14 protein-coding genes are annotated in these 12480 nt (G+C 41.4%); all 14 read left to right on the top strand.

Annotated features, from left to right (window positions below; genetic code table 11):
* The first annotated feature begins 1 nt into the window (after position 1).
* Positions 2 to 433, top strand: coding sequence for a precorrin-2 dehydrogenase/sirohydrochlorin ferrochelatase family protein (locus SM122_RS02605; protein ID WP_155169109.1), 432 nt, complete (start codon positions 2 to 4; stop codon positions 431 to 433).
* A gap of 16 nt (positions 434 to 449) precedes the next feature.
* A complete protein-coding gene (hemA, locus tag SM122_RS02600; protein ID WP_214259604.1) occupies positions 450 to 1706 on the top strand; it encodes a glutamyl-tRNA reductase in 1257 nt (418 codons plus the stop codon).
* Positions 1693 to 2616, top strand: a complete 924-nt coding sequence (gene hemC, locus SM122_RS02595; protein ID WP_155199522.1) for a hydroxymethylbilane synthase — start codon at positions 1693 to 1695, stop codon at positions 2614 to 2616. The genes hemA and hemC overlap by 14 nt, the downstream gene beginning before the upstream one ends.
* The gene (locus tag SM122_RS02590) at positions 2601 to 3314 is read left to right on the top strand and encodes a uroporphyrinogen-III synthase (protein ID WP_324737768.1); all 714 of its coding nucleotides are present in this window, start codon (positions 2601 to 2603) and stop codon (positions 3312 to 3314) included. Before hemC ends, SM122_RS02590 begins: the two co-directional genes overlap by 16 nt.
* A 1-nt stretch (position 3315) precedes the next feature.
* The gene (gene hemB, locus SM122_RS02585; RefSeq protein ID WP_118095009.1) at positions 3316 to 4284 is read left to right on the top strand and encodes a porphobilinogen synthase; all 969 of its coding nucleotides are present in this window, start codon (positions 3316 to 3318) and stop codon (positions 4282 to 4284) included.
* Positions 4285 to 4292: 8 nt separating this feature from the next.
* Complete coding sequence (gene hemL, locus SM122_RS02580) at positions 4293 to 5573, top strand: glutamate-1-semialdehyde 2,1-aminomutase (protein ID WP_118095011.1); 1281 nt, start codon at positions 4293 to 4295, stop codon at positions 5571 to 5573.
* 13 nt (positions 5574 to 5586) lie between these two features.
* Entirely contained in the window at positions 5587 to 6171 is a 585-nt protein-coding gene (gene cobU, locus SM122_RS02575; RefSeq protein WP_118095013.1) for a bifunctional adenosylcobinamide kinase/adenosylcobinamide-phosphate guanylyltransferase, read from the top strand.
* On the top strand, positions 6168 to 6890 hold the full coding sequence (gene cobS / locus SM122_RS02570) for an adenosylcobinamide-GDP ribazoletransferase (protein WP_118095601.1): 723 nt from the start codon (positions 6168 to 6170) through the stop codon (positions 6888 to 6890). Before cobU ends, cobS begins: the two co-directional genes overlap by 4 nt.
* The gene (locus SM122_RS02565) at positions 6887 to 7498 is read left to right on the top strand and encodes a histidine phosphatase family protein (RefSeq protein WP_324737767.1); all 612 of its coding nucleotides are present in this window, start codon (positions 6887 to 6889) and stop codon (positions 7496 to 7498) included. Before cobS ends, SM122_RS02565 begins: the two co-directional genes overlap by 4 nt.
* A gap of 93 nt (positions 7499 to 7591) precedes the next feature.
* Entirely contained in the window at positions 7592 to 9127 is a 1536-nt protein-coding gene (locus SM122_RS02560; protein ID WP_155169117.1) for an ABC transporter substrate-binding protein, read from the top strand.
* Between the two features lie 4 nt (positions 9128 to 9131).
* Positions 9132 to 9893 carry an ATP-binding cassette domain-containing protein gene (locus SM122_RS02555; protein WP_006596230.1) on the top strand — a complete coding sequence of 254 codons (762 nt, stop codon included), beginning with the start codon at positions 9132 to 9134 and terminating at the stop codon, positions 9891 to 9893.
* 13 nt (positions 9894 to 9906) lie between these two features.
* Entirely contained in the window at positions 9907 to 10677 is a 771-nt protein-coding gene (locus tag SM122_RS02550) for an ABC transporter ATP-binding protein (protein ID WP_003006989.1), read from the top strand.
* A complete protein-coding gene (locus tag SM122_RS02545; RefSeq protein ID WP_006596232.1) occupies positions 10674 to 11660 on the top strand; it encodes an ABC transporter permease in 987 nt (328 codons plus the stop codon). Before SM122_RS02550 ends, SM122_RS02545 begins: the two co-directional genes overlap by 4 nt.
* A 3-nt stretch (positions 11661 to 11663) precedes the next feature.
* Positions 11664 to 12473, top strand: a complete 810-nt coding sequence (locus SM122_RS02540; protein ID WP_023023449.1) for an ABC transporter permease — start codon at positions 11664 to 11666, stop codon at positions 12471 to 12473.
* Positions 12474 to 12480 lie beyond the last annotated feature (7 nt).

The raw sequence follows: 12480 nt of genomic DNA, 5'->3' as shown, positions 1-12480 counted from the left end.
CATGTATCCTGTCATGATGAATATCCAAAATAAACCAGTAGTGGTGATTGGTGGAGGAAAAGTGGCAGCTCGTAAAATTAAGACCTTGTTGTCTGAAGGAGCGAAGGTTACAGTCATTAGTCCTGAACTCAATGAAGAAATTCCTAAATCACAGGTTGAATGGGTTCAAAGAAGCTATCAAACAGGTGATTTGGAGGGAGCTAAACTAGTTTTTGCCTGCACTGATAACCAGGATATCAATAAAAAAGTGATGGAAGAGGCTCACCCTAGTCAGTTCGTGAATAATACAGGGGATAAGAAAAATTCCGACTTTTATAATGTTGCAATTGCATCAAATAATGAATTATCCGTCATGATTTCTACCAATGGTTTATCTCCATCGCGCTCAAAAGAAGTTAGAAAAAAGATAGAACAACTTTTAGATCAATTATAAGAACGAGGCGGATAGAATGTATTTATTATATGTTGGTGTCACACATCGTGTAGCACCCTTATCAGTTTTAGAGCGAGTACATTTTTCTGATGAGGAAAAAATTTCTGCGCTCAAAAAATTAAAAGCAGAAAAAAGTATTCTGGAGGATGTCATCCTTTCAACCTGTAACCGGACAGAGTTGTACTTAGTTGTTGATCAGTTACATACTGGTCGGTATTATTCCAAGCACTTTCTAGCGGATTGGTTTCAGATAGATATTGAAGAATTGGAGCCTTATCTTACGTTTAAAGAGGGCAATGAGGCCTTAGAACATTTATTCCGGGTATCTATTGGTTTAGATTCCAAGATAGTTGGTGAAACCCAAGTTCTTGGGCAATTAAAGCAGGCTTTTTTGACTGCGCAAGAAACTGGAACTACTGGGATTGTTCTGAACCAAGCTTTTCGGCAAGCAGTTACCTTTGCAAAAAGAATGCATGATGTCTATCGGATTAATGCCCGTCCCATGTCTATTGGGTTGACTTCTTTACAAATGTTGGATAGGGAAGACCTTGATTATGAAAACACAAAGATCGCTATCATTGGCTTAGGGGAAATTGGCCAATTGGTGACCAAGTATGTTCTACAACGTCCCTTTCAGTCTATCCGCTTGGTCAACCGTACTCTATCAAAGGCCAATCCTTATTTAACAGAAGATCGTATTCAGGCTTATTCTTGGGATGATTTAGATGATGCTATAAAGGATGCGGATATTATTTTCACAGCCATTAAGTCAGAAGGCTATATCCTCTATCCTGATATGGTAAAAGCAGGAGCTATCGTTTTTGACTTATGTTTGCCACGAACTTGTCATCCCAATTCGTCTATTACCATTCACAATATTGAAAATATCACCAGTGAATTGCAAGCTTTCTTTGAAGAAAGAAATGAAATTGCAAAGAATATCGAAGTAGAGATCTCCAGTGAACTAGTGAGCTTTGAAGAGTGGAAGCAGCAATTAGGCATAATCCCTTTGATTCAAGAAATTCGAGAAAAAGCTATCCAGGCTCAGCAATCGGCAATGGAAAGTTTATTACGCAAACTTCCAGATCTCACCGAACGGGAAAAGAAACAAATTTCCAAGCATATGAAGAGCATCATCAATCAGATCTTAAAGGAGCCTTTGTTGCAATTAAAAGAAATGTCTGTTGGAGAAAATTCAGAATATGATATTGCCTTGATTGCAAAAATCTTCGATCTTCATAGTGGAAAGGGAGTAAACCATGAGAAGCATTAAAGTTGGAACAAGAAAAAGCCAGTTGGCCATGACCCAAACCAAAATGGTGGTACAACGTTTAAAAGAATGCCATCCTGAGGTTGACTTTGAATTGGTCCCTTATAAAACTCAGGGAGATCGTTTAGTACATGTATCTCTTCAAACCATTGGGGGAAAAGGCGTTTTTGTAAAGGAAATTGAACAGGCTCTCTTGAATAAAGACATTGATATAGCGATCCATAGTTTAAAAGATGTTCCTTCTATTCTTGTGGATGGCTGTACCATTGGAGCCATACCGGAGAGAGAAGATGTCAGAGACTGTCTGATTTTTAGAGAAGAAGGGATGACCTTGACCACTCTTCCTCAAGGAGCCGTTGTAGGGACCAGTAGTATTCGTCGCCAGGTGCAACTACAAAGTTTAAGAAGCGATCTTCAATTTAAACCCTTACGTGGCAATATTGATTCTAGAATTCGGAAATTACAAGAATGCGAATGCGATGCTATCGTGCTAGCCGTTGCTGGCTTGAAACGGATTGGTTATTTGGACCAATCTCCATCTTTGAATATAGAATTTCTAGATCCAAACGAATTCATTCCTGCAGTTTCGCAAGGGGCATTAGCCGTTGAATGTCGTGAAGATGATGAGGAAGTCCTGGAAATATTGGCTTCTATCCATGATAAAGAAGTAGAAAACTGCATCCAATTGGAAAGAAGTTTCTTAAGCTTGATGAATGCGGATTGTACCTTCCCAGTAGGAGCTCATGCTCAATATATCGATGGTCACTATCGCTTAGAGACTATGTTAGCGGATGCCAAAGATCGTTGCCTTTATGTAGCTCTTACGTCTAAGGATGGTAGCGATCTTCCCAAACGTGCTCTGGAGCAATTAATAGATAAAGGGGCCTTAACAGACAAATGGTGGGAAGCTTAATTATTTTTACAAGAGAACAAAAACCCTCTGTCGAATTACAAACTTTACTGGAACAAAAACAAGTTGGCTGGTTACATGCGCCACTGATTTGCACGCAAGGTAATCCTGTTCCACCAATTTTAAATGAGAAACTGAAAAAAGCTGATTGGGTCTTTTTCACTAGTGCCAATACAGTCCAATTATTTCTTCCCTATTTAAAACCTGATTTTAAAATTGCTTCTATTGGAAGTCAAACAAGTAAGTTATTAAAAGAACATCATATTGATGTTACCTTTGAGTCGACTAGCCAGTATGGAGTGGATTTTATCAAGGAGTGGGGTAGTCAATATGGGGAGCATCAATCTATCTTGTTCCCTCACAGTGATCTTGCTAATCCAATTTATCCAAAAATGTTACAAGAATTGGGGCATGATGTTTATGCTTGGCCCCTCTATCAAACTGTTGCCAATCAAGAGGGAATCGCTAAAATAAGAGAGCTTCTATCCTTAAAAGAACCATGTGTATGGACCTTTGCTAGTCCATCAGCCTGGGATGTTTTTTATCAAGAAGGGCTTTCTTTGCCAAAACATCACCAAATTGGTGTTATTGGAGAGACTACAGCAAAAGCTGTTTTAGATTGTGGTGTTTCCGTAAACTATATTCCTTCAAGTCCATCAATGGTGAAATTGGTTGAGCTGATCATAAAGGAGATGCAATAAAATGAATTTTAAAAGACATCGTAGATTAAGAAAGAATTCTCTAATGAGAGATTTAGTAAGAGAAACGACTCTCAGTGTCAATGACTTTATTCAACCCCTCTTTGTAAAGGAGAATCTAGAGCAAAAAGAAGAAGTGGCTTCCATGCCAGGAGTCTATCAATTTTCCTTAGCAGATCTTCTGGAAGAAGTCGAATCCTGTGTACAACTCGGGATTAAATCTTTTATAATCTTTGGAATTCCAGCTCTTAAAGATGAAGTTGGTTCAGAAGCTTCTAATCCGGATGGAATTGTTCAAAAAGCCCTTCGCTTGATCAAGCAACACTATCCAGATCTCATTCTTGTAGCAGATACCTGTCTCTGTGAATTTACGAATCATGGCCATTGTGGCATTCTAGATGGTGAAACGGTTGTGAACGATCTTTCTTTGGAACGCTTAGTCCAAGTAGCGATTAGTCAAGCTGAAGCGGGAGCAGATATCATTGCGCCGTCCAATGCCATGGATGGATATGTTGCAGCGATTCGAGAAGGCTTAGACAAGTCTGGCTTTGACATGGTACCGATTATGTCTTATTCGGTTAAATTTGCTTCTAGTTTTTATGGACCATTTCGTGATGCTGGTGAGAGTGCTCCGGCATTTGGTGATAGAAAAACCTATCAGATGGATCCAGCAAACCGTTTAGAAGCTCTGCGGGAGGCTCAAAGTGATGAGGAAGAAGGAGCAGATTTCCTAATGGTAAAACCGGCTCTTGCCTTCTTAGATGTCTTAAGAGATATACGAAATCAAAGCGATCTTCCACTTGTGGCATACAATGTCAGTGGGGAATACAGTATGGTGAAGGCTGCTGCTGCCCAAGGTTGGATTGATGAGAGAGCAGTGGTCCTGGAAAGTCTCATCGGAATGAAACGAGCAGGAGCGGATTTAATCATATCTTATTTTGCCAAGGATGTAGCAGGATATTTGAAAGGCTAGGTTGAAACATGAAACGAACACAATCAAATGATTACTTCAAGGAGGCAGAATCCATTTTCCCAGGTGGTGTCAATAGCCCTGTACGAGCTTTTAAGGCAGTTGGTGGCAATCCTCTCTTTATAGACCATGCTCAAGGAGCTTATCTCTATGATGTAGATGGGAATCAATTTGTGGATTACGTGCTCTCTTGGGGACCAATGATTTTAGGACATGCTCCTAAAGATGTTCTTGAAAAAGTACAAGATGCCCTATGGGAAGGTACTAGTTATGGTGCACCGAGTCCACGTGAAATCAAACTAGGCAAGCTTATTAAAGAACGTCTCCCTTTTGTAGAGAGAATTCGAATGGTCAATTCTGGAACAGAGGCAACCATGAGTGCCATCCGTTTAGCGCGTGGGATTACTAAAAGACCAAAGGTAGTGAAATTTATTGGTTGCTACCATGGTCATAGTGATTCTTTCTTGGTTCAAGCGGGGTCTGGTGTAGCAAGTTTTGGCATTGCAGATTCTGCAGGTGTGATACCTGAGGTGGCGCGTGAGACGATTGCCCTTCCTTATAACGACTTAGATGCATTGCGAACTTGTTTTGAAGAGCATGGTCATGAAATCGCTTGTGTCATTGTAGAAGCCATTGCAGGAAACATGGGCTTGATTCCAGGCCATAAAGAATTCATCGAAGAGATTCGCCGTCTGACGACAGAAGCTGGTTCTCTCTTTATCATTGATGAAGTCATGACTGGTTTTCGTGCTCATTATCAAGGGGCTGTGGGCTTGTATCAAGTTGATCCAGATTTGATCTGTCTGGGAAAAGTCATCGGTGGTGGTTTCCCAGTAGCTGCTTTTGGTGGAAAAGCTCAATACATGAACCAAATTGCTCCTTTAGGAGATATATATCAAGCGGGTACTTTATCAGGAAATCCAATCGCCATGGCAGCTGGTTATGAAAACTTACGCCTTTTGACCAAAGAAGTCTTTGAACAAACTGTTGAAAAGACAGACTACCTCTGTCAAGGTATCCGTAAATTAGCTGAAAAGCATGGGCTAGCCCTCCAAGTGGTTTCTGTTGGAACCATGTTTGGATTTTTCTTCTCAGAAAAAACAGTATTGAATTTTGAGGATTCTAAACAAGCAGACCATCAACTTTTTGCCAAGGCACATGGGCTACTTTTGCAAGAAGGGGTTTATATTGCTCCATCTCAGTATGAAAGCAACTTCTTATCAAGTGCTCATTCTTATGAGGATCTAGACCGCACCTTAGCTGCTTTTGACAAAGCCTTTAGCCAGTTATAATGAGAGGAAAAATATGGGGAAGATTGTTTTAGTCACAGGTGGAGCTCGTAGTGGTAAATCCTCCTTTGCTGAATCAACACTCTTGCAGAAAGAGGGAGTTTGTTACATTGCAACAGGCCTCGTCATGAAAGAAGATCCAGAGTGGCAGGAACGGGTCAAACTCCATCAACAAAGACGACCAAAAAGCTGGGATACGCTCGAGCAATACCGAGACTTAGCTAGCTGGATTGATCAAGACAACCATAGCGATTACTTATTAGACTGTGCCACCATGTTAACCACCAATCGACTATTTGATCTTGTTAACGAGTGGTATCCGGAGAAAGGATTCTTATCGGACGAGCAGTTTTTAAGTAAAGCAGAACAAGCTCGTATTTTGGAAGCCATCGAAGCCGAGTGGTCTCAGATACTTTCTGCCATGAAGGGGCGCGAAGCTACTTTTTGGATTGTCACTAATGAAGTGGGTCTTGGCATCGTTCCAGACACTCGTCTTGGACGATACTTTAGAGATCTTCAAGGTCGGGTCAATCAATTAATCGCAAAGGAGGCAAGTGAAGTCTACTTAATTATTTGTGGGCTAGCACAGCAGTTAAAATGATTTCAGCACTCATTATCTATACACAATTTTTTAGTCGGATTGTAATTCCCAAAGCGGTTGATCTCTCCTATGTTCGAAAAGGAGTTCCAATTTTAACGCTCTTTGGTCTCCTATTAGGTCTCATTTCCTCCTTATTTTTTGTTTTAACTTCTTTGGTGCTTCCTGAGAACATTGCTTGGATTTTGACCTTGTTCTTTGATGTGCTTCTCACTGGAGGCTTTCATTTGGACGGCCTTGCTGATACAGCAGACGGATTGTTCTCTTCACGTTCTAAGGACCGAATGTTGGAAATTATGAAAGACAGCCGTATTGGAAGCAATGGTGTTTTGGCCTTGATTTTCTATTATGGCCTCATGATTGCGATGGGACCTTATCTCCCTCAGCCCAAGTGGCTCATTGTAGCTTCTTTATCAATGATTGGGAAGGTTGGATTGACTATTCAGCTCTATAAAATGCGCTATGCACGAGAATCTGGTGGTTCTGGGAACTTCTTTTCTGGAACCAAGACCAGCTCTATCCTTCTTGCTCAGCTTGTTCCACTAGCTGTCCTTGTTGGTGGTTTTTGGTTAAAAGGGCTCCTTGCTTATAGCTTAGTCATCATAGGGTCTCTTGCCTTTCGCTGGTTCGTTTATCAAAAGATTGATGGGGAGACAGGAGATACCTTAGGAGCATCAGTAGAAGTAGCACAGATATTATTTTTGTTAGGAATGATCATATGACAGTAAAAAAGTGGTACCTGATTCGTCATGGGGAAACAGACTTTAATAAAAAACGTTTTTTTTACGGAAAAGCGGATGTTTCTATCAATGAAACAGGAAAAGAGCAAGCAAGTCAAATTCATCAGTTGCTGAAAGGAAGAGCCATTTCTCGGATCTATACCAGTCAGCTCAAAAGAACTCTAGAAACAGCTGCCATTATTTTTCCAGATCAGATCCCCACAGCATATAAAGCATTGAATGAAAGAGATTTCGGACTATGGGAGGGAAGGACAGCCAATGAAATTCAAGTGGCCTTTCCCTTAGTTTGGGAAGAATGGTTGGAAAGTCCCTTTGACGTAACTCCATCTAAGGCAGAACCCTTTCAAAAATTTAAAGATCGGGTCCAATCCATTGTCGAAGAGATTCGTGAAACAGAGGATGATGAAATTGCGATAGTTGGGCATCTAGGTGTTTTGCGCTTGATTTATCAATTTTTAGTAGATCCGGAAGCTGACTTTTGGTCGATTGATATCCCTCAAGGTACTGTTTTACTCCTAGAAAACAAGGATCCTTGGGAAGAAACGTTGCTTACAGAAGGTGGCGAGAAGGATCCCGCAAGCGAAAGCTGATGAAGATGGAAACTGGGTCAAGAAGGTAAGAGAAATTTTCTTTTGTTCTTACTTTCTTAAAGAAAAAAATATATTAATAGGATGAGGATACAAATGAAAAAATGGAAATTACTTTTAGGAACAGCTTTAGTAAGCGTCGCTCTTCTTGGTTGTGCAAAAACGAAAAAACCTTCCTCACCTGAGGAAGCAAAAAAAGCTCAAACCGTCACCATTGGTTATACCCAATTCCCAACCAATATTGATCCGGCAGATGAATATAATGGTTGGTTTACTGTTCGTTATGGAGTTGGAGAAACCTTATTTAAAATGGATGATCAGTTAGTCCCTCAACCTTGGCTAGCTGAAAAAATAGAACAAACTTCTCAATTAGAGTGGAAAATCACCCTTCGCAATGATGTAACCTTCCAAAATGGGGAAAAGATGACTGGTGCGAAGGTGGAGGCTTCTTTAAAACGACTGATTGAAAAGAGTAAGCGCGCGGCTGCTGATCTTGGAATAGAGAGTATCCAATCTGACGGTCAAACTGTGACCATCAAAACCAAATCAGAACAGCCCATCATGAAGAATCTATTAGCAGAGCCTTACTCTGTTATTGTAGACGTAGATGGAAAAGCTGCCTCAGATAAAGCTCCAGTAGGGACAGGCCCATTTTTAATCAAGACCTATACGCCAGAAACAGGCGCTACATTAGAGGCCTATTCAAATTATTGGGGTGGTAAAGCCAAGGTTGCACAGGTCAAGATTAAATATTTCTCTGATCCAACAGCGATTTCTGCTGCCCTACAATCCAAAGAAGTTGATGCTGTTTATGGGCTCCCATATGCTAATTTAGCAAGCTTTAAAAAAGACAACCATTATAAAATATCTGAAAAAGAAGGTGGCCGTTACTTAAGCTATGTCTACAACTTTGAAGATCCTTATATAGCTGATGATCAGTTCCGTCAAGCTTTGGATACTTTGGTCGACAAGAAAACTTATACAGAATCCCTCTTTAAAGGAGCTGCTGTTCCAGCCACAGGACCTCTCCCTTCTAGCTCTGATTTTGCTTTGGATAAAAGTGTTCATGAGTTCAATGTAGAAAAAGCGAAGAAACTGTTAGATGAGGCTGGCTACAAGGATACCGATGGAGATGGCTACCGTGAAAAAGATGGAAAGAAAGTCACGATTGAATTGCTCTCCTTTACTCGTTTACCAGAAATGCCGTTAGCCATTGAAGCTTCTCAACAACAATTAAAAGAGGTTGGAATTGAAGCGAAGATTCGTAAGGTGGAAGTGAGTGCCGTCGCAACGGAGAAAGATTATGCCTTCACACCTTATGCTGTAGTAGCTGCTCCGATTGGCGATCCATATGCTTACTTTAACTCAGCTGTCAAAACTGGGGGAGTAGGAAATATCGGTCATTATAGCAATGCGGAAGCTGATCAGAAGATCGAAGCGCTAGCAACTGAGACCGATCAGAAAAAACGGATCCAATTAAGCAAGGACATTCAAGCCCTTGTGGATAAGGATTATGGTTATACAATCATTGGATTTTATAAAGTTGCCATCGTCATGGACAAATCCATCTCTCATTTGGAATCCCATCCAACAGATTATTACCATGTAACAAATAAACTCTCGAAGGAGTAAAGCTATGTTGCAACTGACGAATGTCACGGTTTCTTCCCCGTCCAAGATTATTTTAGATCAACTTTCTCTAACCGTTTCGGCAGGTGAAGCAGTCGGAATCGTCGGAGAAAGTGGCAGTGGCAAAACAACGATTTTAAAACTGCTTTTGGGTCTTCCCTTGAATGACTTAGTCATTACCCAAGGCAGTATTTCTTATAGGGATCAGGCCATCAGCCCACAAAAGAAGCGGGTTTCTTATCCCTTTGTAGGAACAGAATTGGCCTGGGTGACGCAGCAGTCCAGTCTAGGTTTTAACAACAACCGTAAAATCAAAGACCATTACGAGGATCTCGTCAAGAGTCATCGCTCTCAAGTAGAAAAGATGAGATCTTTAGAGGAATGCCTCCAGATGGTTGGCTTAGATCCAGCACAGGTACCATCAAAGTATCCTTTTGAACTCAGTGGAGGTATGATGCAACGAGTGGCCATTGCTTTGGCCTTAGCCACTCATCCTAAATTGCTCTTGGCAGATGAGCCGACCAGTGCCCTGGATGTTCTCTCCAAGGAATCGTTTATTCAAACCTTGATTCAATTGCTAAGGACCGAAGAATCCAGCCTCTTATTTGTCACTCATGATATGAGTGTCGCTAAAAAGTTGGCAGATAGGATCTTGGTTATGAAGGAGGGGAGGATTGTGGAAGAAGGAAGACGCGACCAAATTTTCCAAAATCCGCAACATCCCTACACCCAGAAATTACTAAGGGCTATTCCCAAACTAAAATTGTAGCAGGAGTCACCAAATGACCTATTTACTCGAATGTAAAGATCTCACTCATCATTATCAAGATCCACTTCATCATCAGGCTGGTGTTTTTGATGTATCCTTTACTCTAAATAAGGGTCATCGGCTTGGTTTGGTCGGAGAATCTGGTTCGGGTAAAAGTACCATTGCCAAAATTCTGAGTCGACTCCTGGATGTGCAAGAGGGAAGGATTCAGTTTCTGGGGCAATCGCTGACAAGTTTTACTGACCTTGAGTTTTACAAAAAGGTCCAGTACATCTCTCAACAGCCTCAAGAAGCCTTTCATCCCAAAAGGACCTTACAAGCAAGTTTAGAAGAGGTTTGCCAGAATTTTAAGATTTGTAAGACTAAGAAGGAGATGGAAGAGAAGATTCACCAACTCCTGGAAAGGGTTGGCTTGGATCCTGTCCTGGCCCAGCAATTTCCCCACCAATTAAGTGGTGGAGAATGTCAACGGATGGCCATTGCCAGGGCTCTCTTGGTCCAACCTGACTTATTAATTTGTGATGAGATCACCAGTGCCTTAGACGTGACCGTCCAAGAGGGAGTGATGGAACTCTTAGAAGAGATTCAGAATAGCTCCCAAACATCTTTTCTCTTTATTTCACACGATATTGCGCTGGTCAGCCAATTTTGTGATGAAATCATGGTACTAAAAGATGGAAAAATTCAAGAGAATGGGGTGATGTCAGACGTTTTGCGAAATCCTCAGTCGGACTACACCAAACTGTTGATGAAACCTTATCAGGAAGAAGGAAGGGAGCCATGACAAGATATTTCATCAAATTACTATTTCAAATGGTTTTGATCCTGCTCTGTGTTAGTTTTCTTTCTTTCTTGTTAGTGTATCTGGCTAAAGGGGACCCTGCAGAAAGTATCTTAAATGCGCAAGGAATTCCTTATACCAAAGAACTACTAGAGATAAAACGAGCTGAGATGGGCTTAAACGATAGTTTTATTTTGCAATATCTGAGATGGTTAGGAAACATCCTCCAGGGAAATTTTGGGATCAGCTATCGTACAGGAGCCCCAGTTTGGGATCAATTGGTCTTTTACTTTCCAAATACGATCTATCTAGGGATCCACATCTTGCTGGCAACCCTTGCCATATCCCTTCCTCTCTCGATTTATGCAGCCTATCATATCGGTAGTCGACTGGATCGATTGATAATGACGGTCTGCGCATTTTTAAATGCCATTCCTAGTTTTGTCATTGGAATTCTCTTGATGCTTGTCTTTTCAGTCAAGCTTGGCTGGTTTCCTATTCAGTCAACCGCAAATGAATGGGGCTTAATTTTACCGATTTCTACCATGGCGCTGACCATGTCTACACGCTATATTCCTCAATTGAGAACGGCTATCATTGATGAGCTGCAGTCGCCAGCAGTAGAAGGCGCAAGAGGACGTGGCATACCGGAAGGTCGCATTCTTTTTAAGGATGTCTTGTATAATACCCTTCCCTTTTTGTTGACATTGGTGAGTTTGTCACTGGGTTCTCTGTTAGGAGGTGTTGCCATTATAGAGTATTTATTCTCTTGGCCAGGCATCGGAAAAATGCTGATTGCAGTTGTGGTCAATCGGGATTATCCTCTGGTCCAAGGAGCTGTTCTGGTGATTACACTTGGGGTATTGCTTGTCAATTTCACCACCCAAGCCTTGATCACCTGGTTAAATCCTAAGGCCCGTCTATCGCAACCAACCCACTTCCTTCTTTTTAAGAAAGAGGCTAGTCCTAAAGGAAATGGAGGCTAAGCGATGAAAAAAGTTAGTAACCGCAACCTCTATCTCTTGGCTGGATGCCTTCTCTTGGTCCTCTTGATTTCTTGTCTGTCTCCCTTCTTTTTAGGAGACAGCATTACCAAGGTCCATTTAGGAAATGCCCTCCAAGCACCCAATAGTCAAGAATGGTTTGGTACAGATGCCGTGGGCCGCTCTGTATTTGCTCGAACCCTAAGTGGTGGGGTACAAACCATTGTGCCTGCAGTTGGGATCCTTCTCTTTGTCACCCTAGTTGGTTCTTTTATTGGAGTGACCAGTGCCTTGATCGGTGGGAAGTTGGATCGTGCTATTTTCTTGTTTATTACGGCTTTTCAGTCCTTTCCATCTATCGTCTTAGTGATTGCTATTGTGAGCCTGTTAGGAGTAGGTTTGCAACAAACGGTCATAGCGATTGGCTTAACGGCTTGGACCAAATATGCCTACATCACTCGGTCGCTGACCCTGCGTTTAAAACATGAATTCTATGTTCAATCAGCAAAAATGTACGGAAATAACTTTTGGAACACCATCAAAAATTACTATGTTCCTAGTTTATTTCCGCAAATTGTCACTACCATGACTTTTAATGTTTCGACGATCATCATGGAGATTGCTGGCCTTAGTTTTGTTGGACTAGGCGCGCAGGCTCCGTCTCCAGAGTGGGGAGCCATGATGAACGATGGTCGGACCTATATCCAGGAAGCTCCCTGGATTGTCGCTTTCCCTTGCATCTTCTTAATTGGGATCATTTTATTGGTTACAAAATTTGGAGATGCTCTACAAACTTATGTGAATCAAAAATATTAATCATGAG

This window comes from Streptococcus gingivalis, from assembly GCF_035544715.1.
GTDB classification, from domain to species: domain Bacteria; phylum Bacillota; class Bacilli; order Lactobacillales; family Streptococcaceae; genus Streptococcus; species Streptococcus gingivalis.
This window is presented reverse-complemented; position numbering and strand designations above follow the sequence as displayed.

What these genes read in the sequence shown, in the direction of transcription:
- SM122_RS02560 (WP_155169117.1), top strand. Translation starts at nt 7,592, where the DNA reads ATGAAAAAATGGAAATTACTTTTAGGAACAGCTTTAGTAAGCGTCGCT.
- hemC (WP_155199522.1), top strand. Translation starts at nt 1,693, where the DNA reads ATGAGAAGCATTAAAGTTGGAACAAGAAAAAGCCAGTTGGCCATGACC.
- SM122_RS02550 (WP_003006989.1), top strand. Translation starts at nt 9,907, where the DNA reads ATGACCTATTTACTCGAATGTAAAGATCTCACTCATCATTATCAAGAT.
- cobU (WP_118095013.1), top strand. Translation starts at nt 5,587, where the DNA reads ATGGGGAAGATTGTTTTAGTCACAGGTGGAGCTCGTAGTGGTAAATCC.
- SM122_RS02590 (WP_324737768.1), top strand. Translation starts at nt 2,601, where the DNA reads ATGGTGGGAAGCTTAATTATTTTTACAAGAGAACAAAAACCCTCTGTC.
- SM122_RS02555 (WP_006596230.1), top strand. Translation starts at nt 9,132, where the DNA reads ATGTTGCAACTGACGAATGTCACGGTTTCTTCCCCGTCCAAGATTATT.
- hemA (WP_214259604.1), top strand. Translation starts at nt 450, where the DNA reads ATGTATTTATTATATGTTGGTGTCACACATCGTGTAGCACCCTTATCA.
- SM122_RS02545 (WP_006596232.1), top strand. Translation starts at nt 10,674, where the DNA reads ATGACAAGATATTTCATCAAATTACTATTTCAAATGGTTTTGATCCTG.
- SM122_RS02540 (WP_023023449.1), top strand. Translation starts at nt 11,664, where the DNA reads ATGAAAAAAGTTAGTAACCGCAACCTCTATCTCTTGGCTGGATGCCTT.
- hemB (WP_118095009.1), top strand. Translation starts at nt 3,316, where the DNA reads ATGAATTTTAAAAGACATCGTAGATTAAGAAAGAATTCTCTAATGAGA.
- SM122_RS02605 (WP_155169109.1), top strand. Translation starts at nt 2, where the DNA reads ATGTATCCTGTCATGATGAATATCCAAAATAAACCAGTAGTGGTGATT.
- SM122_RS02565 (WP_324737767.1), top strand. Translation starts at nt 6,887, where the DNA reads ATGACAGTAAAAAAGTGGTACCTGATTCGTCATGGGGAAACAGACTTT.
- hemL (WP_118095011.1), top strand. Translation starts at nt 4,293, where the DNA reads ATGAAACGAACACAATCAAATGATTACTTCAAGGAGGCAGAATCCATT.
- cobS (WP_118095601.1), top strand. Translation starts at nt 6,168, where the DNA reads ATGATTTCAGCACTCATTATCTATACACAATTTTTTAGTCGGATTGTA.